The sequence below is a fragment of the Nonomuraea africana genome (genome assembly GCF_014873535.1).
Classification (GTDB): Bacteria; Actinomycetota; Actinomycetes; order Streptosporangiales; family Streptosporangiaceae; genus Nonomuraea; species Nonomuraea africana.
In genome coordinates this window covers 8547413-8564354 of the sequence record NZ_JADBEF010000001.1, presented here as the reverse complement: position 1 = coordinate 8564354, position 16942 = coordinate 8547413, and the positions used below count along the sequence as shown (strand labels likewise).

Genomic DNA, 16942 nt, shown 5'->3' with positions numbered 1-16942 from the left:
CTACCACTCGATGCCCTTCTGCCCCTTCTGGCCCGCGTCCATGGGGTGCTTGACCTTGCCCATCTCCGTCACCAGATCGGCCGCCGAGAGCAGCTTCTCCGGCGCCTCCCTGCCGGTGATCACGACGTGCTGGTGTCCCGTACGGCCCGCGAGCGTCTCCACCACCTCGTCCAGGTCCAGCCAGCCCCACTTGAGCGGGTAGGTGAACTCGTCGAGCACGTAGAACCGGTACGCCTCGGCCGCCAGGTCGCGCTTGATCTGCTCCCAGCCTTCGCGCGCGTCGGCGGCGTGGTCGTCCTCGCTGCCGGGACGCTGGATCCACGACCAGCCCTCGCCCATCTTGTGCCAGGTCACCGGGCCGCCCTCGGCCGAGTCGCCCAGCACGCGCAGCGCCCGCTCCTCGCCGATGCGCCACTTGGCCGACTTCACGAACTGGAACACCCCGATCGGCCAGCCCTGGTTCCACGCGCGCAGCGCCATCCCGAACGCAGCCGTGGACTTGCCTTTGCCGGGGCCCGTGTGGACGATCAGCAACGGCCTGTTCCTGCGCTGGCGGGTGGTGAGGCCGTCGTCGGGGACGCGCTCCGGCTTGCCCTGCGGCATGTCAACCGGCCTTCCTGTAGTCGCGGATGAGGTCGTCCATCCCGTCGAGCGGGATGAGGTGGGCGCGCAACCTGGCGGCCAGGCGTCCGGCCAGGCCCAGCCGTACGGGGCCGCTCTCGCAGTCGACGACGACGCCGGCCGTACCGGTGAGCAGGGCGGCGGCGCGCTCCACGTCGCCTCCGGCGGTGGCACGCCCGTCGGTCACCACCACCAGCAGCGGCCTGCGGTCGGGGTCGCGCAGGCGCTCCACCCGCAGCACCTCCGCCGCGCGGGCCAGGCCCGCCGCGAGGGGGGTGCGCCCGCCGGTGGGCAGCGCGCGCAGCCGCGCCGCGCCCGCCTCGACCGACGAGGTCGGCGGCAGCGCCACCTCGGCGGTCGTGCCCCTGAAGGTGACCAGGCCGACCTTGTCGCGCCGCTGGTAGGCGTCGAGCAGCAGGCTCAGGACGGCGGTCTTGACGGTGGTCATCCGCTTGCGCGCGGCCATCGAGCCGCTGGCGTCGACGACGAAGAGCACGAGATTGCCCTCCCTGCCCTCCTTCACCGCTTCGCGCAGGTCTTCATCACGGAGGAGCAGGCCGGGACCCGTGCGTCCGCGCCGCCACTGGTGCGGCGCGGCGGCGGCGACCGTGGCGGTGAGGTGGAGCGAGCGGAGCTGTCCCTCGGGGGTGCGCGCGCCCGTGGTGCGGCCGTGCGGGGTGCGCGCCCTCGACCGCCGCCCGGACGCGCCGTGGCCGAGTCCCGGCACCTTCAACCACGGCACCCGGTACGGCGCCGCCACCCCGGCCACCTGGAGCGGCCCTTCCCCGCCGGCGGAGGCCCGCTCGGGAGATCCACGGCCCTCGCCGGTGGAGGCGTCAGGTGACGCGCCACCGTCAGCGCCCGCCTCGCCGGAGCCACGCCGTGAGTCCGCACCACCGGGAGCGCCGTCGGGAGCGCCGGGGGCATCCGCGCCTTCAGCGCCTTGGGTCCCATCGGAGCGCCCTGAGCTTCCGGAAGGCCCGTCATAGGAGCCGTCCGGGTTGTCGGGGCCGCCAGGGCCGTCGTCGTCGGGATCCTCGTCGGGGTCCTGGTGGGCGGGGTCCTCGTCGTCGGAGGTCCTGGACAGCAGCTCCTCCAGCAGCTCCTCGTCCAGCCCCGGCGCGTCGAACGGGTCGCGCCTGCGGCGGTGCGGGAGCGACAGCCTGGCCGCCACCCGCACGTCCTCCGTGGTCACCACCGCCGACCCGCGCCACGCCGCGTGCGCGACCGCCGCGTGCGCCGTGACCAGGTCGGCCCGCAGGCCGTCCACCTCGAAGGCCGCGCACACCTCCGCGATCTGCCGCAGCCTCGCGTCGGGCAGCTCCACCGCCGCCAGCCGCTCCCTCGCCGCCGCGATCCCCCTGGCCAGCGCCGCCTCCTGCGCGGTCCACCCGGCGGCGAACCCCTCGGGGTCGCCGTCGTGGGCCATGCGCCGCCGTACCACCTCGGCCCGCTCCGCGGGATCGCGCGAGGCCCGCACCTCCACGGTCAGCCCGAAGCGGTCGAGCAGCTGCGGACGGAGCTCGCCCTCCTCCGGGTTCATGGTGCCGACCAGCAGGAACCTGGCCGCGTGCCGCACGGAGACGGCCTCGCGCTCGACGTAGCAGGTGCCGAGCGCCGCCGCGTCGAGCAGCAGGTCCACGAGGTGGTCGTGCAGGAGGTTGACCTCGTCCACGTAGAGGACGCCGCGGTGCGCGGCGGCCAGCAGACCGGGCTCGAACGCCTTGACCCCCTCCGTCAGCGCCCGCTCCAGGTCTAGCGAGCCCACCAGGCGGTCCTCCGACGCGCCCACCGGCAGCTCCACCAGTGCGGCGGCTCTGCTGACGATCTGCTCGCCCGGCTCGTGCGGCCCGTCGGGACACTGCGGGTCGGGCAGCGAGGGGTCGCAGGCGAAGCGGCACCCGGCCAGCACGTCCACGGCGGGCAGCTGGGCGGCGAGCGCTCTGACGATGGTCGACTTGGCCGTGCCCTTCTCGCCCCTGACGAGCACGCCGCCCACGCGGGGCGAGACGGCGTTGAGCACCAGCGCCAGCTTCAGATCGTCGAGTCCGACGACGGCGCTGAAGGGATAGGTCACGAGGCGGCCTTTCGGTTGACGTAGCCGATCCGCCATCCCTCTCGGGCAGCGGACACCTGTGTGAGGGAGAGGGGCGCGAGGTCGAAAGGCGTGGGATCGGCCCCGAGCGCGTGGCCGAGCGCGGCCCTGATGACGCCTACATCACAGACGGCGACCACCCTCCCCTTGCCGCCGCTTCTCCCCGCGTACTCGCCACCGCTTTCGCGGAGGCCGTCCAGCCAGCGCGCGACCCGCGCCGCGGCGCCGGTGCGTGACTCGCCGCCGTGCGGCGCCGCCCCCGGATCGGCGAGCCAGCGCGCGAAGGACTCCGGCTCCGCCACGGCCACCTCCTCGTACGGCATGCCGCGCCACCGACCGTGGTCCTGCTCGGCCAGCGCCGCCACGACCACGGGCGCGAAGCCCATCGCCACGGCGGTCTCCCACGCCGCCCGCGCGGGCGACACGAACGCGACCCCCGCGTCGGCGGACCCGAGTGAGGCCGCGAGGCGCGCCGCCGCCTCCAGGCTCGAAGGGTCGGCGGGCTCCTCCCCCGAGGGGAAGCGCGCGCCGCGCATCGCGGGTGTCGAGGCGTGCCGGACGAACAGCACGCCGGTCAGCTGACCCGCGCCTTCGCGCGCTCGCCCGCCACCGCGAACAGCGCGCCGAAGGCCGCCCAGAAGACCAGCTGGGTGCCGAGGGAGGCGACCCTGAAGTCCCAGAGCAGCGACGCGGGAAAGCCCGCGGGCACCTCGTCCACCGTGGGCAGCAGCGCCCACGCCGCCACCACGGGAACCAGGAAGCACACCCCGCCGACCAGTGCCCTGGCCCACGTCTCCCGCACCGTGACCCTGCGCGTGGCGGCGACGCCGATCGCGACGGAGGCGAGTCCGACGACGACCATCACGACGTAGAGCAGGGTCCTGGCGTTGATGGTCGCCGGATCGCCCACCGCGGGCGGGTTGGCCGGGTACTTCAGGAACGGGATGAGGACGATGGCGGCGAAGGCGGTCGCGGCGGCGGCGACCGCCAGCAGGGGCTCCGACCTGGGACCCACGCGGCCGCGCAGTCCGGCGAAGGCGAGGGCGAACACGCCGCCCACCGCCACGCCGTACAGGCCGGTCGCGAGGAAGAGCCCGGCCCGCTGCACCGGCCTGCTGACCACGGCCTCATCGCCGTGACCGTGCCCCTCCGAGGCGCCCTCGCCATGGTCGTGACCGGGCTCGCCGGAAGCGTGACCGGTCGGCGCGGCCTCCTCCAGCGCGATGGCGCTGTCGACGTGCGGCTCGCCGAGGAAGAAGGCGAAGGCACCGGCGACGAGCCCCGCGAGCAGCCCGACGAGCAGTCCCCTGACCAGCAGGGTCTTGATCACGGCCAGGCCTCAGTGGCAGGGCACGCCGAGCAGGTGACGCCCGTCGTGCATCAGCTCGTGCAGGAACGTGCCGGTCTGCGAGATCGCGCCGTTGTCCATCAGGACGAGGTACGCGAGCAGCATCAGAACGGGCACGGCCAGCAGCCAGCGCGCAAGACGGTGCAGCGGAATGGGGTTGACAGACGTGGACAGACCACTCATGTAGAGCCTCCTCAGGGATGACGCGTCCCGCTAGGTGAGGTCGCAGCGGTCAGGTGACCTGGCTCCCGGGGTTGTGGCCCCGGATACAGTGGCGCGTCCGCACCGGCATCTCACCGGATTTCCCCTGATTCGCCGCGAAATCTACCGGAACGTATCTCTTCCTCCGGATCTCGTCAACATCGGCGGCCCTTATGACAACGTTGCCATTGATCTTCCGAAGACCTAGGGTGACGGCGACAGCGCCCCGCCCCCGAGGGAGAGTCCGTGCCCGTACGCCTGTTGTCAGCCGAGTCGACCGACCTGTTCGTGGGGACGGAGGCGCAGCCTCATCAGGTGCTGAAAGTCACCGCCGAGCAGGGCGAACGCGACGCCGAGGTGGTGGTGCGCGGCGAGGGTGTGGCGGGCCGCGCGGTGGTGCCGGAGGGAAGCGCGACCGTCGTCGTCGAGGTCCCGCTGGCGGTGAGCGCCCCCGTGGGAGCGGTGGTGCCGTGCGCCGTGTCGGCGGGTGACAGTTCGCTCACCGTGGACGTCACCGTCGAGGAGCCCGGCTGGACGATGCACATGGTGTCGCACTTCCACTACGACCCCGTGTGGTGGAACACGCAGGCGGCCTACACCAGCCCGTGGGAGTTCCTCTCCGGCGATTCAACCACCAGGCCGCTGTGGGAACGCAACGCGTTCGCGCTGGTCGAGGCGCATCTGGCGCTGGCCGACCGCGACCCCGACTACAAATTCGTGCTCGCCGAGATCGACTATCTCAAGCCGTTCTTCGACCTCCACCCCGAGCGCAGGGCCGACCTGCGCCGCCTCATGGCCGAGGGCAGGGTCGAGCTGATGGGCGGCACCTACAACGAACCCAACACCAACCTGACCGGCGCCGAGACCACGATCCGCAACATCGTGTACGGCATCGGCTACCAGCGCGACATCCTCGGCGGCGTGCCGCGCACCGCCTGGCAGCTCGACGCGTTCGGCCACGACCCGCAGTTCCCCGGCTACCTCGCCGCGGCGGGCCTGACCGGCAGCGCGTGGGCGCGCGGGCCCTTCCACCAGTGGGGCCCGATCAACAAGAACTTCAGGGAGGCGCACAACGACGCCACCCTGATGCAGTTCCCGAGCGAGTTCGAGTGGATCTCGCCCTCGGGGCTCGGCGTCGTGACCCACTACATGCCCGCCCACTACTCGGCGGGCTGGTGGATGGATTCCTCCGCGACCCTGGAGGAGGCGAGCCAGGCCGTCTACGAGCTGTTCAGGGCGCTGAAACCGGTCGCGGCCACCAGGAACGTCCTGCTGCCCGTCGGCACCGACTACACCCCGCCGAACAAGTGGGTCACCGAGATCCACCGGTCGTGGGCGGAGCGCTACGTCTGGCCGAGGTTCGTGTGCGCCGTGCCGCACGACTTCTTCGCCGCGGTGTGCGCCGAGACCGGCGCCTTCAGCCCGCAGACGCGCGACATGAACCCGGTCTACACCGGCAAGGACGTCTCGTACATCGACACCAAGCAGGCCCAGCGGGCCGCCGAGGTCGCGGCGCTCGACGCCGAACGGCTCTCCGCCTTCGCGTCCCTGCTCGGCCTCGGCCGCTACCCGCACGTGGCGCTGGACAAGGTGTGGCGGCAGCTGGCCTACGGCGCCCACCACGACGCGATCACCGGCTCCGAGTCCGACCAGGTCTACCTCGACCTGCTCACCGGCTGGCGCGAGGCGTACGACCTGGCCGCGGACGCCCGCGACAGGGCGCTCGACGCGCTCGTGTCGCGGATCGAGGCGGACGGCCGCGCCGTGGTCGTCACCAACACGCTCTCCTTCGCCCGCGACGGCCTGGTCCGCGTCCGGCTGGAGCCGGGCCTGCGGGTCGACGCCCCTTCGGTCACCGAGGACGGCACGCAGGTCTTCCTGGCGAAGGACGTGCCGTCACTCGGCTGGAAGACCTACCCGATCGTCGAGGGCGCGGCCGAGAGCTGGACCGCCGTCGAGGGCCACACGATCGAGAACGACCTCTGGCGCCTCACCGCCGACCCCACCCGAGGTGGCGCCCTGACCTCCGTCCTGCGCGACGGGCGCGAGCTCCTCACCGGGCTCGGCAACGAGCTCCGCCTCTACGACGAGTACGCACAGCACCCCGACATGGGCGAAGGTCCCTGGCACCTGATGCCCACCGGCCGGGTCGCCGCCTCGGGCGACACCACCGCCACGGTCAGGGCCGAGACCAGCCCGCTCGGCAGCCGCCTGGTCGTCACCGGCGCACTCGGCGAGCTGACCTACGAGCAGACCGTCACCCTGGTCGCCGACCGGGTCGAGTTCGCCACCCGCGTCCTCGACTACTCGGGGGCCGACCGGCTGCTTCGCGTGCGCTTCCCCGCCCATGTCCCCGGCGCGCTGCCCGTCTCCGACGTGGCGGGCGCGGTCGTGGGCAGGGGCTTCGCGCTGCCGGACGCCGACGCCGCCGAGCACCCGTGGACGCTGGACAACCCGGCCAACACGTGGTTCGGCCTGTCCTCCACCGCCAGGGTGGATCTCGGCGCGGCAGGCGCGCGGGCGATCGGCGTCGCGGAGATCGTCGTCGCCTCGGCCACCGCGGCGCCCGAGGCCCGCGACCTGGTCGTGGCGCTGGCCAGGGTGGGCGTCACCGCGACCACCTCGACGGCCTCCGGCGCCAGGTACGGCTGGCTCGACGTCGACTCCAACCTGCCCGACGTGCGGATCGTCCTCGGCGGACCCGACGAGAACCCGCTGGCCGCCGAGCTGCTCGCGCGCAGCGACCCCGCCTACCTCGACGCGCTCAAGTCGGGCGCGACCCGGGTGTGGGTGCCCGCGGAGCGGCCGCTCGCCGAGGTCTGGCAGCCCAGCGCCGACCTGCGCGACCTGCGGGCCCTGCCCGCGCTGATCGTGGCCGACCCCGGCGACCCGCTGCTGGACGGCACGGTCATCCGCGCCACCTGCCCGCTGGGCGAGGAGGTCCTGGAGGACAGGACGGTCGCGCTGCTCACCTACGGCCTGCCGGGCTTCGCCGTCGATCCGTCGGGAGCGCTGCACCTGTCGCTGATGCGGTCGTGCACGGGATGGCCCTCGGGGGTGTGGGTGGATCCGCCGCGCCGTACGACGCCTGACGGGTCGGGTTTCCAACTCCAGCACTGGACGCACGAGTTCTCCTACGCGCTGGTCGCCGGAATCGGCGACTGGCGCGCGCTCACGCTGCCCGCGGCCGGACAGGAGTTCATCACCCCGCTGCTGCCCCGCCTGGTCGCCGCACAGGACGGTGACCTGCCGTCCACGCACTCGCTGCTGCGCGCGGACCCGCCGCGTGAGGTGCTGTTCAGCGCGGTCAAGGCCGCGGGGAACCCGCTGGCCCACGGCACGACGACGCCCGGCGACGGGGTGACGATCAGGCTCGCCGAGTCCACGGGCCTGGGCACGACCGCCGCACTGCACTCGCCCGTACTCGACCTCGACGGCCTGGTCCGCTCGGACCTGCTCGAGGCGCGGGCCGAGCGGGGCGGCCTGGAGCTCGCGGGCTCCGAGGTCGCCACCTTCCTGGCCGCCGCGCCGCTCGACGCGGAGGGCGAGGAGCTGGGCGGGACCGCCGAGATCGCCCAGCCGGTCTACAGCCGCTACTGGCTCCACAACAAGGGCCCCGCGCCGCTCGGCTACCTGCCCGTGAGCATCGCCGCCGCGCCCGGACTGGTCACCTCCCACCAGCCGTTCGAGGTGGACGTCGTGCTCTCCTCCCACCTGGTGGACACCGCCCACGAAGGCGTGGTCACCGTGGAGCTCCCCGACGGCTGGAGCGCCACCCCCGCCACTCGTGTCTTCCGCCTCGAACCCGGCGGCCACGTCCGCTTCCCCGTCACCGTCACCCCAGACCCCGGCGCGGGGAGCGGCCTGCACTTCGTCGCGGTGCGCACGCGGGTCGGCGAGCAGCTCGTCGAGGACGTCGTCACCGTCGCCCTCGGCGACGCCCCCGAACTGCCCGCGCCGATCACGACCGTCCCCGAGGACGGCGTCGCCGCCCAGGGCGCCGCCACCGAGACCGCCCTGCCCACGGGGCTGTCCGTCACTCCCGTCACCGAGTCGCTCGCCCTGTGCCCCGGTGACACGACCGCCCTGATCGTACGGCTGGCGAACACCACCGCGGGGACCATCCGCGGCGAGGCGCAGCTGGCCTCCCCCTGGGGCACGTGGGAGCTGCTCCCCTCGGTCATCCAGGGGTTCACCGTCGCGCCCGGCGCCGAGGTGGAGGTCTCCTTCCCCGTCACGGTCCCGGCCGACGCGCCCGAGATCCGCTCGTGGGCGCTGGCCAAGGTCATGTGGTTCGGCCGCTGCCAGTACGCTCCCGCCGTTCCCCTGGAGGTCGCCCGATGATCGGGCTCGTCGACGGGCAGACCGTCCCCCACGACGTCCTCGACGCCCGCCTGCGCGAGCTGAGGGAGGGTCCGCTCCACGCGGCCCTCCCCGTCCCCGGCAGCTCGGAGGCGCGCCAGATGGCCCGCTGGGTCACCCAGGTGATCCTGACCGAGGTGCTGTGCGAGCGCGAGGCGCTGGCCAGGGGGCTGACCCCGCTGGAAGGCCCCCCGCTCGACCGGCTCGCCGCCGTCGAGCTGGGCTCCATCAACGCCGCCGCCTACAACGGCAGCCCGTGGGTGCGCGCGGTCTACCAGGCCGTGACCGCCTCGGCGCGGGTGCCGTCCGCCTGGTCGGCCGCCCCTCCGGCGCCCACCCCAACCCTCCACCTGGTACGGCACGCGCTCTTCGCCGACCGGGCGGCCGCGACGGCCGCGACGCCAGACGACCTGGAGCCGCTCGGCGCGATCCCGCTCGGGTCGCTGCCGACCATGATCGCGGAGGCGCTGCGCGACCGGCCGTACGGCACGCTCGCCGGGCCCGTCCGTGACGCCCTCGGCTGGCACGTCGCCATCGCCCATGCCGTCGGCGACCCCGACACCGATACCGACACTGACGCCCTAGCCGACGCCGACTCCCTCACCCAGCCCGAGAGCACACCGCAGCCACCCCGGCCACCGATGGCACCGCAAGCGTCGCAGCTCCCGCTGGACCGCCACGCGCCGCAGGCCCCGATGGACGGGCAGCCGTCGCAGGCCCCATCAGTCGCGGCCCCATCGGTCGCGGCTTCGTTGGTCGCCGCTGCCGCGAGGCGGGTCTTCGTCCAATGGCTCGATGTGCAGCGCGCCACTCGCGTGCGGCTCGTCCACGGCCTCGAACATCCTGGCGACCCCCGCCAGCCCGACAACCACCACAAGCACTGATGACTCACGTACTCGCCATTGACATCGGCGGCACCAAGCTCGCCGCGGCCCTCGTCGACCGTGCGGGGACCGTCCTGCGGTCAGCCACCGTGCCCACCCCGCGCGAGGACGTCTTCGGCGCCCTCGCCCGTCTCGTCACCGGGGTCGTCGCCGACGGCCCCGCCCCTGTCGCGGTCGGCATCGGCTGCGCGGGGCCGCTCAACCTCGCCTCCGGCACGGTGAGCCCCGTCAACATCACCACGTGGCGCGACTTCCCGCTGCGCGAGCGGGTGCGGGAGCTGACCGGCCTGCCCACCGTGCTCGCGGGCGACGCTCAGTGCTTCGCGCTGGGCGAGCACTGGCTGGGCATGGCCGAAGAGAGCCCGTCCATGCTGGGCATCGTCGTGTCCACCGGGATCGGCGGCGGCCTGGTGATCGGCGGCGCGCCGCTCCTCGGCCCCACCGGAAACGCCGGGCATGTCGGCCACATGACCGTCAACCCCGATGGCGACCCGTGCCCCTGCGGCAGCAGGGGATGTGTCGAGAGCTACGCCAGCGGACCCAACCTGGTCCGCTGGGCCCTCGCCAACGGCTGGACGCCGAACCCCTCGCCCGACGACTCGACGGCGGGCCCCGAGGCGAGCCGCTCGCCCGACGGCGCCATGCTGGCCAAGGACGCCGCCTCGGGGCACCCCGTGGCCCTGGCCGCCTTCGAACGGGGCGCCCGCGCGCTGGCCGCGATGATCGTCTCGACGGCCGCGGCCACCGAGGTCACGCACGTGGTGATCGGCGGCGGCGTGGCCAACGCCGGCCCCGTCCTCTTCGACCCGCTGGAGCGGGCGATGGACGAGCTGGCGGGCTTCGCGTTCGTCAGGGCCGTCGAGATCCGCCGCTCCAAGCTGGGAGTCCAGGCCGCGCTCGCGGGAGCCGCCAAGCTGGCCTGGTCACGTGGAGCGACTACTGCCGCTCCGCCGCCTGGGCCTCACGACGCTCGATGATCCGCCGGGTGTAGGGAATGACTTCCACGATCTTCGCCCCGAGGAAGGCGCCCGCGAACGCGAGCAGGATGAGAACGAAGGGGCTCGAGGAGATCCCATTCATGGTCACGAAAACCTGCAGCATCGCATCGAAAATCGGCATATGCGGACTCCGGGGGAGAATCAGGCGGTAAAGCACTCACTTTAACCGCCGCCTACGGATGGTCGGAGCGCTTTACCGAAGGTCCGCAGAAAGCCTCGGCCTTCAACTTCAGGCCGGGGATGAATGCGGTCCCCGTCAGGGGATAGCCCGCCGGTAGACGGGGCAGCCCGGAGCGCGGACCCGGGACGGTCACGTTGGTCGGCGCTGTTGTTCGGTGTAGGCCTTGATGACAGCCAGTGAGGCTCCGCCGCAGGAGGCGGCGAAGTAGCTGGGTGACCAGAAGTGGCCGTGCATGATGGCCGGGTTGACACGGCCGGTGAACTCCTTGCGCACGTAGAGCGAGGAGACGCCCTTGAGCGAGTTGACGAGCTTGGAGACCGCCATCTTGGGCGGATAGTGGACCAGGAGGTGGACGTGGTCGTCTTCTCCGTTGAACTCGCGCAGTTCGGCCTCGAAGCCGTCTCACACCTCGATCATGATTTCTTCGCAGCGGCGCAGCATCTCCTCGTTGAACACATTCCGCCGATACTTGGCCACAAAGACCAGATGGGCGTGCATCGCGGAAACCACGTGTCTGCCGTGCCGGTATTCGTCTGACACGGTCACAGGCCAGACGATAACGTGTTCGAGTTCGTGGGACGTCAGGTGCCGTGAGGGGGTGGTGTTCGGTGAAGCTGCGCTACAACTACCGGCTGTATCCGGACCCGCCCCAGCGGGAGTCGCTGGCCCGGACGTTCGGGTGTGTCCGCGCGGTGTGGAACGACGCGCTCGCACGGCGCAAAGCCGCCTGGAAGGCCGGCCGGACACGGATCAGCGGCACGCAGTTGCAGAAGATCTGCATCACCGCCGCGAAGCGGACCCCTCAGCGGGAGTGGCTGGGTCAGGTGTCCCCGGTGCCGTTGCAGCAGTCACTGCGGGACCTGGATGCGGCATACAAGAACTTCTTCGACTCGGTGTCGGGCAAGCGGAAAGGCCCGAAGATGGGTCTGCCCGCGTTCAAATCCCGCCATGATCCCCGCCAGTCGGCCCGGTTCAACACCAACGCGTTCAAGCTCCCCTCCGGAGGCGCTCTGTATCTTGCGAAGATCGGCGAGATCGAGGTCCGGTGGTCGCGCGAGCTACCCGCTCCACCGTCCAGCGTGACGGTCATCAAGGACGCCGCGGGCCGATACTTCGCCTCGTTCGTCATCGACGTGCCAGACGACAGCCAGACCCTTCCCGCGACGGAGGCGGAGACGGGGATCGACGTGGGGCTGACCCACTACGCGGTGACCTCCGAGGGCGAGAAGATCGCGAATCCGAAGTGGTTGCGCCGCCGGGAGCGCAAGCTCAAGAAACCCCAGCGTGCCCTGTCGCGCAAGCAGAAGGGGAGCGCCAACCGCACCAAGGCCCGGATCGAAGTCGCCCGTCAGCATGCCTTCGCCGACGCCCGCCGAGACTTCCTCCACCAGACCAGCACCACACTGCTCCGCGAGAATCAAGCAGTGCATGTGGAAAGTCTGGCCGTGCGGGGTCTGGCACGGGGCATGCTCGCCAAGAGCGTCAACGACGCCGCCTGGGGCGCGTTCCTGCGGCTCCTGGAAGGCAAAGCAGCCCGGTACGGGCGCGAGTTCATCACCATTGATCGCTGGTATCCCTCCTCCCAGTTGTGTCCTTGCTGCGGCTGGAAGATCGGGAGACTCGCCCTAGACGTCCGTGAATGGGACTGCCCCTGCTGTGGCGAGCACCACGACCGCGACATCGCGGCCGCGCTCAACATCCTGGCCGAAGGCATCCGCCTTCGGTCCCTGAACGACGTGGCCGCCGGGCTGGCGGACACCCGAAACGACTGTGAAGGGCAGGTAAGACCAGGCACGGCAATCCCGAGCCTGGCACCGCCCGAAACCTCCACCGCTCAAGCGGCGTAGAAGCAGCAGTAACCACCCCGTCGCGAGGCGGGAGAATCCCCGTCATTCATGGCGGGGAGAAGCCAAACCTCCCTCTTCCGCCACTTTTCCTGCCCCCGGCACGACTACCGCCCCATGCCGGGGCGGTAGCCGTACAGGAGGTCAGTGGAAGAAGTGGCGGGTGCCGGTGAAGTAGAGGGTCACTCCCGCCTTCTGGCAGGCCGCGATGACCTCGTCGTCCCTGATCGAGCCGCCGGGCTCGACGATGGCCCGCACGCCCGCCTGGATGAGCACCTCGGGCCCGTCGGCGAAGGGGAAGAAGGCGTCGGAGGCGGCCACCGACCCCGCCGCCCGCTCGCCCGCCCGGGTGACCGCGAGGCGGCAGGAGTCGACGCGGTTGACCTGTCCCATGCCGACGCCGACCGTCGCCCCACCGGAGGCCAGCACGATCGCGTTGGACTTCACCGAACGGGAGGCCCGCCAGGCGAAGTCGAGCTCCGCCAGGAGCTCGGCCGAGGCGGGCTCGCCCGTCTTGAGCTCCCACGCGGCGGGCGCGTCGCCCGGCGCGTCGATCCTGTCGGCCGTCTGCACCAGCAGGCCGCCGTCGATCCTGCGGAACTCGCTGCGGTTGGCCGGCCGGTCCGGGCAGCGCAGGAGGCGGAGGTTCTTCTTCTGGGTGAGGACGGCCAGCGCCTCCGCGGCGAACGAGGGAGCCACCACGACCTCGGTGAACACCTCGGCGATCTGCTCGGCCAGCTCGACGCTCACCTCACCGTTGACCGCGATGACGCCGCCGTAGGCCGACACGGGGTCGCAGGCGTGCGCCTTGCGGTGCGCCTCGGCGACGTCGGCGCCGACCGCGATGCCGCACGGGTTCTGGTGCTTGATGATCGAGACACACGGGCCGTCGAAGTCCCATGCGGCGCGCCACGCGGCGTCGGCGTCGAGGTAGTTGTTGTAGGACATCTCCTTGCCGTGCAGCTGCTCGGCGTTGGCGAGCCCGCCGCTCTCCGAGACGAGCAGCGCGGCCCGCTGGTGCGGGTTCTCGCCGTAGCGCAGGACGCTCTTGAGCTGCCCCGCCGCGCCGCTGAACTGGTTGTCGCCGGTGTACGTCGAGGAGAACCAGTTGGCCACGGCCACGTCGTAGGCGGCGGTGTGCGCGTAGGCGTGGCCCGCCAGGCGCTTGCGCTCGTCGAGGGTGAACCCGCCCTCCTCCAGCGCCTTGAAGATCTCGCCGTAGGAGCCGGTGTCGATGACGACCGCGCAGGTGGCGTGGTTCTTGGCGGCGCCGCGGATCATGGCGGGCCCGCCGATGTCGATCTGCTCGACGCACTCGGCGTCGGAGGCGCCGGAGGCCACCGTCTGCTGGAACGGGTAGAGGTTGACGACCACGAGCTGGAACGGGTCGATCTCCAGCTCCTCGAGCTGGGTGACGTGGTGCGGCTTGGTGAGGTCGGCCAGCAGGCCCGCGTGGACGCGCGGGTGGAGCGTCTTCACCCTGCCGTCGAGGCACTCGGGGAACCCGGTCAGCTGCTCGACCTTGGTGACGGGCACGCCGTACGACGCGATGGCCGCCGCGGTGCCGCCGGTCGACACGATCTCCACCCCCGCGGCGTCGAGCGCGCGGGCCAGCTCCTCGAGCCCGGACTTGTCGTACACCGCGATCAACGCGCGCCGGATGGCAATGCGCTCGGTCACTTCTTCATTCCTCCAGATCCGAGGCGGACGGTACGGCCGGTCATGGTCCAGCCCTCGCGGACCATCCGGCCGACAGTGTCGACGAGCAGCCCTCGTTCGACGGTCTTGATGCGCTCGTGCAGTTGGTGCTCGTCGTCTCCGTCGAAGACGCGCACCGCCTCCTGAGCGACGATGGGCCCGGTGTCGACGCCTGCGTCGGCCAGCATGACCGTGCAGCCGGTGACCTTGACGCCGTGGGCCAGGGCGTCACGCACGCCGTGCGCGCCGGGGAAGGAGGGCAGCAGCGCGGGATGGGTGTTGAGCACGGGGAAGGCCTCGAGAGTGGGCGCTCCGATGAGCTTCATGAATCCGGCCGCGACCACCAGGTCGGGCTCGTACGCGGCGATCCGCGCCGCTAGGGCGGTGTCCCAGTCGGCGCGGGAGCCGTACGAGGAGAGCTTCTCCACGAACGTCGGCACGCCCGCGCGCTCCGCCCTGGCCAGGCCCTCGATGTCGTCGCGATCGGCGCCCACCGCCACGACCTCTGCTCCGTAGGACGGATCTGCAACGGCATCCAGAAGGGCCTGTAGGTTGGTTCCAGAGCCGGAGACGAGAACCACAAGCCGACCTGCCTGGGACACAGGCGCACTCCATTCACATGCTTGGGTGGGGCTGCCAGGGTATCTGTTTCTCGTCCGGCAACGTTGAGGAGGTCAGGTGACGACACCGGTGCAGGCACCGGGCAGCCAGCAGCTCGCGGAGTCGGCGGGCCGCAAGGCCATATGGTTGTCCATCGCGGCGCTGGCCATGACGTTCATGCTCCCGCTCGCGGGGCTGGTCATGGCGATCTTCGCGCTCGTCGCGGGGATCCGCGCGCTGCCGATCCTGCGCGCCGCGGGACGGTCTGCGGGCGTGGCGGTGGGCGGCATCGTGGTCTCCTCGCTCGCGCTGATGCTCTCGGCGGGCGCCACGGCCATGCAGCTCTACCTCATGGACGAATACTCCGCCTACCAGGAGTGCATGAGGGGCGCGGGCACGGTGGCCGCCAAGGAGGTCTGCTTCTCGCAGTTCAGGGACGCGGCCGCGGCCAAGCTGCCACCCGGCGTGATCGACATGCTGGGCTCGGTGCAGCCCTAGCCGTACGGCCTAGTCGTCGCGGTCCCAGGCGTAGGGGTCGAGGTAGATGACGTGGCCGCCGCGATCGTCCGACTCGTCGACGATGTCGCGGCGGGGCTGCCTGGGGGGTTCGGCGCGGCGCGAGCCGGTCTGCGACAGCGATTCGGCGGCCGCTGAGGCGTGCTCGTCCTGCCAGTCGTCGCGGATCACCGGGATCGGCTGGGTGTCGGCCTCCGTGGCGTCCATCCAGTGTCCCGGCAGCGCCTTGCCCTCGGGCTCGGCGAGGCCGACCTTGCTCGCCGCCTTCGCGATCACCGCGCCCGCCTTGCGGGCGCTGTTCAGCTTGCGGGCGATCGGCCCGCGGCCGCGCGCGCCCTGGTAGAGCAGCCACCAGTTCGCGAGGCCCGCCGAGATGCCGGCGGCGACGCCCACCTCCAGGCAGACCGACAGCGCCACCTCCCACGGCGAAGGGCCGACGGCCGCCAGCCTGGCCCCGCCGATCGGCCCGCCCGACAGCGCGGCGAGCAGCCCCGCCGCGAGCCCGGTCGTGACGCCGGTGACGAACCCCCAGAGCGGCGCCGCCTCGTACGACGGCGAGGGTGCGATCCTGACGACCACGACGCCCGCCGCGGCGCCCGCCGCGAACGGCAGCGCGATGACCGCCATCATCAGCGCGGGCGCGGGACCGCTCTCGGGCAGCGCGCCGAGCAGCGGCAGCGTCGGCACGTAGCCGAGCTGCACCCCGGTGGGCGCGACCAGCGTGCCGGTGCCCACCGCGAAGCCGGGTCCCGCGATGTAGGACATGCCCCAGATGACGGCGTTGAGCAGGTACAGACCCTGGACCAGCAGGAGGAGCAGCCCGCCGACGAACCCGGGGGCCAGGGCGTTCGTCAGCTCGCGCACCTGCCCGAAGTTGACCACCACGGCGACCAGCACCAGCACCAGCCCCGCCACCAGCAGCAGCGCGACGGCGACGGCCGTGCCGACCGTGACGGCCCGCACCCGCTCGGGCAGCAGCCGCAGCATCGAACGCCATGACCCGATGGTCCGCGCGGTGGCCAGCATCCCCGCCAGGAACGCCAGCACGAAGTGGCTGAGCAGCGCCTCGCCGATGAACGGCTGGGTGATCTCGTTCCGCGCCACCAGCGCGATCAACCCCGCCAGCAGCGCGTACGGCGCGGCCAGCGAGATCCCCGCCTGCGCCACCAGTACCAGCTGCGCGCGACGACGGGCGTTGGCCTGCTCCTTGGGGCTGTTCTTCGGCAGCCTGGCGGGCAGCCGCAGCCGGAGGTCGGCATCGCGCGCCATCCACCGCGCCGCCCGGTAGAGCAGCACGGCGGGCAGCACCATGAGCCCCAGCGGCAGCAGCCCGAGCTGCCCTCCCGGCCAGGAGAAGCCGGCGTGGTGCGCGGCCAGCCAGATCTGCGCCGCCGTGCGGAACACGCCAGGCAGCCCCGCACCGAGCGCGCCCCTGGGCGCCGCGATCCAGCCGACCAGCGTGAGCGTGATGAGGACGGCCAGCCCGACGCCCAGAGTGGCGGCCGCCGCGAGCATCCCCGAGACGGGCAGCGGCCGCCTCGTCTCGTCATCGTCACCGGAGATCTTGCTGAGCACAGTCCGGGGGGCTGTCCGG

General features: G+C 72.1%; 14 protein-coding genes, 1 pseudogene and 1 riboswitch. Of the genes and pseudogenes, 5 read left to right on the top strand and 10 right to left on the bottom strand.

Going from position 1 to position 16942, the window contains the following annotated elements:
* From cobO to H4W81_RS41065, 5 genes are read right to left on the bottom strand one after another with little or no spacing between them, the layout of a single operon-like run.
* Positions 1-603, bottom strand: coding sequence for a cob(I)yrinic acid a,c-diamide adenosyltransferase (cobO, locus tag H4W81_RS41085; protein ID WP_192779722.1), 603 nt, complete (start codon positions 601-603; stop codon positions 1-3).
* 1 nt (position 604) lies between these two features.
* Positions 605-2734 carry a VWA domain-containing protein gene (locus H4W81_RS41080; protein WP_192779721.1) on the bottom strand — a complete coding sequence of 710 codons (2130 nt, stop codon included), beginning with the start codon at positions 2732-2734 and terminating at the stop codon, positions 605-607.
* The gene (locus tag H4W81_RS41075) at positions 2695-3285 is read right to left on the bottom strand and encodes a histidine phosphatase family protein (protein ID WP_192779720.1); all 591 of its coding nucleotides are present in this window, start codon (positions 3283-3285) and stop codon (positions 2695-2697) included. Before H4W81_RS41075 ends, H4W81_RS41080 begins: the two co-directional genes overlap by 40 nt.
* 5 nt (positions 3286-3290) lie before the next feature.
* Positions 3291-4046 carry a CbtA family protein gene (locus H4W81_RS41070; protein WP_192779719.1) on the bottom strand — a complete coding sequence of 252 codons (756 nt, stop codon included), beginning with the start codon at positions 4044-4046 and terminating at the stop codon, positions 3291-3293.
* Between the two features lie 9 nt (positions 4047-4055).
* On the bottom strand, positions 4056-4247 hold the full coding sequence (locus H4W81_RS41065) for a CbtB domain-containing protein (RefSeq protein WP_192779718.1): 192 nt from the start codon (positions 4245-4247) through the stop codon (positions 4056-4058).
* Between the two features lie 31 nt (positions 4248-4278).
* Positions 4279-4407, bottom strand: a riboswitch (cobalamin riboswitch).
* Between the two features lie 104 nt (positions 4408-4511).
* On the opposite strand from H4W81_RS41065, the gene H4W81_RS41060 reads away from it, so the two are divergent.
* From H4W81_RS41060 to H4W81_RS41050, 3 genes are read left to right on the top strand one after another with little or no spacing between them, the layout of a single operon-like run.
* Positions 4512-8609 carry a glycoside hydrolase family 38 N-terminal domain-containing protein gene (locus H4W81_RS41060; protein ID WP_192779717.1) on the top strand — a complete coding sequence of 1366 codons (4098 nt, stop codon included), beginning with the start codon at positions 4512-4514 and terminating at the stop codon, positions 8607-8609.
* Positions 8606-9511 (top strand): DUF7158 domain-containing protein, encoded by a 906-nt coding sequence (locus H4W81_RS41055; RefSeq protein ID WP_192781486.1) that lies wholly within the window; start codon positions 8606-8608, stop codon positions 9509-9511. Before H4W81_RS41060 ends, H4W81_RS41055 begins: the two co-directional genes overlap by 4 nt.
* Positions 9511-10488: an ROK family protein gene (locus tag H4W81_RS41050; RefSeq protein WP_192779716.1), complete on the top strand. Its 978-nt coding sequence runs from the start codon at positions 9511-9513 to the stop codon at positions 10486-10488. Before H4W81_RS41055 ends, H4W81_RS41050 begins: the two co-directional genes overlap by 1 nt.
* On the opposite strand, the gene H4W81_RS41045 is transcribed toward H4W81_RS41050, so the two are convergent.
* Entirely contained in the window at positions 10448-10630 is a 183-nt protein-coding gene (locus tag H4W81_RS41045; RefSeq protein WP_192779715.1) for a hypothetical protein, read from the bottom strand. The genes H4W81_RS41050 and H4W81_RS41045 overlap by 41 nt on opposite strands.
* 189 nt (positions 10631-10819) lie before the next feature.
* Positions 10820-11236 (bottom strand): annotated as a pseudogene (gene tnpA / locus H4W81_RS41040) (IS200/IS605 family transposase).
* Positions 11237-11298: 62 nt separating this feature from the next.
* Between tnpA and H4W81_RS41035 the strand changes: the two are divergent.
* Entirely contained in the window at positions 11299-12537 is a 1239-nt protein-coding gene (locus H4W81_RS41035) for an RNA-guided endonuclease InsQ/TnpB family protein (protein WP_192779714.1), read from the top strand.
* Positions 12538-12678: 141 nt separating this feature from the next.
* Here the strand turns inward: H4W81_RS41035 and purH are convergent, their stop codons facing one another.
* Both purH and purN read right to left on the bottom strand, forming a co-directional pair.
* Positions 12679-14214 (bottom strand): bifunctional phosphoribosylaminoimidazolecarboxamide formyltransferase/IMP cyclohydrolase, encoded by a 1536-nt coding sequence (purH, locus tag H4W81_RS41030; RefSeq protein ID WP_318782394.1) that lies wholly within the window; start codon positions 14212-14214, stop codon positions 12679-12681.
* Positions 14211-14834 carry a phosphoribosylglycinamide formyltransferase gene (gene purN / locus H4W81_RS41025; protein ID WP_192779713.1) on the bottom strand — a complete coding sequence of 208 codons (624 nt, stop codon included), beginning with the start codon at positions 14832-14834 and terminating at the stop codon, positions 14211-14213. The genes purH and purN overlap by 4 nt, the downstream gene beginning before the upstream one ends.
* Positions 14835-14910: 76 nt before the next feature.
* Between purN and H4W81_RS41020 the strand changes: the two genes are divergently transcribed.
* On the top strand, positions 14911-15330 hold the full coding sequence (locus tag H4W81_RS41020) for a hypothetical protein (protein ID WP_318782393.1): 420 nt from the start codon (positions 14911-14913) through the stop codon (positions 15328-15330).
* Positions 15331-15339: 9 nt separating this feature from the next.
* Here H4W81_RS41020 and H4W81_RS41015 read toward each other — a convergent pair whose 3' ends face one another.
* Complete coding sequence (locus tag H4W81_RS41015) at positions 15340-16923, bottom strand: cell division protein PerM (protein ID WP_318782392.1); 1584 nt, start codon at positions 16921-16923, stop codon at positions 15340-15342.
* Between the last annotated feature and the right edge of the window lie 19 nt (positions 16924-16942).

What these genes read in the sequence shown, in the direction of transcription:
- H4W81_RS41065 (WP_192779718.1), bottom strand. Translation starts at nt 4,247, where the DNA reads ATGAGTGGTCTGTCCACGTCTGTCAACCCCATTCCGCTGCACCGTCTT.
- H4W81_RS41080 (WP_192779721.1), bottom strand. Translation starts at nt 2,734, where the DNA reads ATGGCGGATCGGCTACGTCAACCGAAAGGCCGCCTCGTGACCTATCCC.
- H4W81_RS41045 (WP_192779715.1), bottom strand. Translation starts at nt 10,630, where the DNA reads ATGCCGATTTTCGATGCGATGCTGCAGGTTTTCGTGACCATGAATGGG.
- cobO (WP_192779722.1), bottom strand. Translation starts at nt 603, where the DNA reads ATGCCGCAGGGCAAGCCGGAGCGCGTCCCCGACGACGGCCTCACCACC.
- H4W81_RS41050 (WP_192779716.1), top strand. Translation starts at nt 9,511, where the DNA reads ATGACTCACGTACTCGCCATTGACATCGGCGGCACCAAGCTCGCCGCG.
- H4W81_RS41055 (WP_192781486.1), top strand. Translation starts at nt 8,606, where the DNA reads ATGATCGGGCTCGTCGACGGGCAGACCGTCCCCCACGACGTCCTCGAC.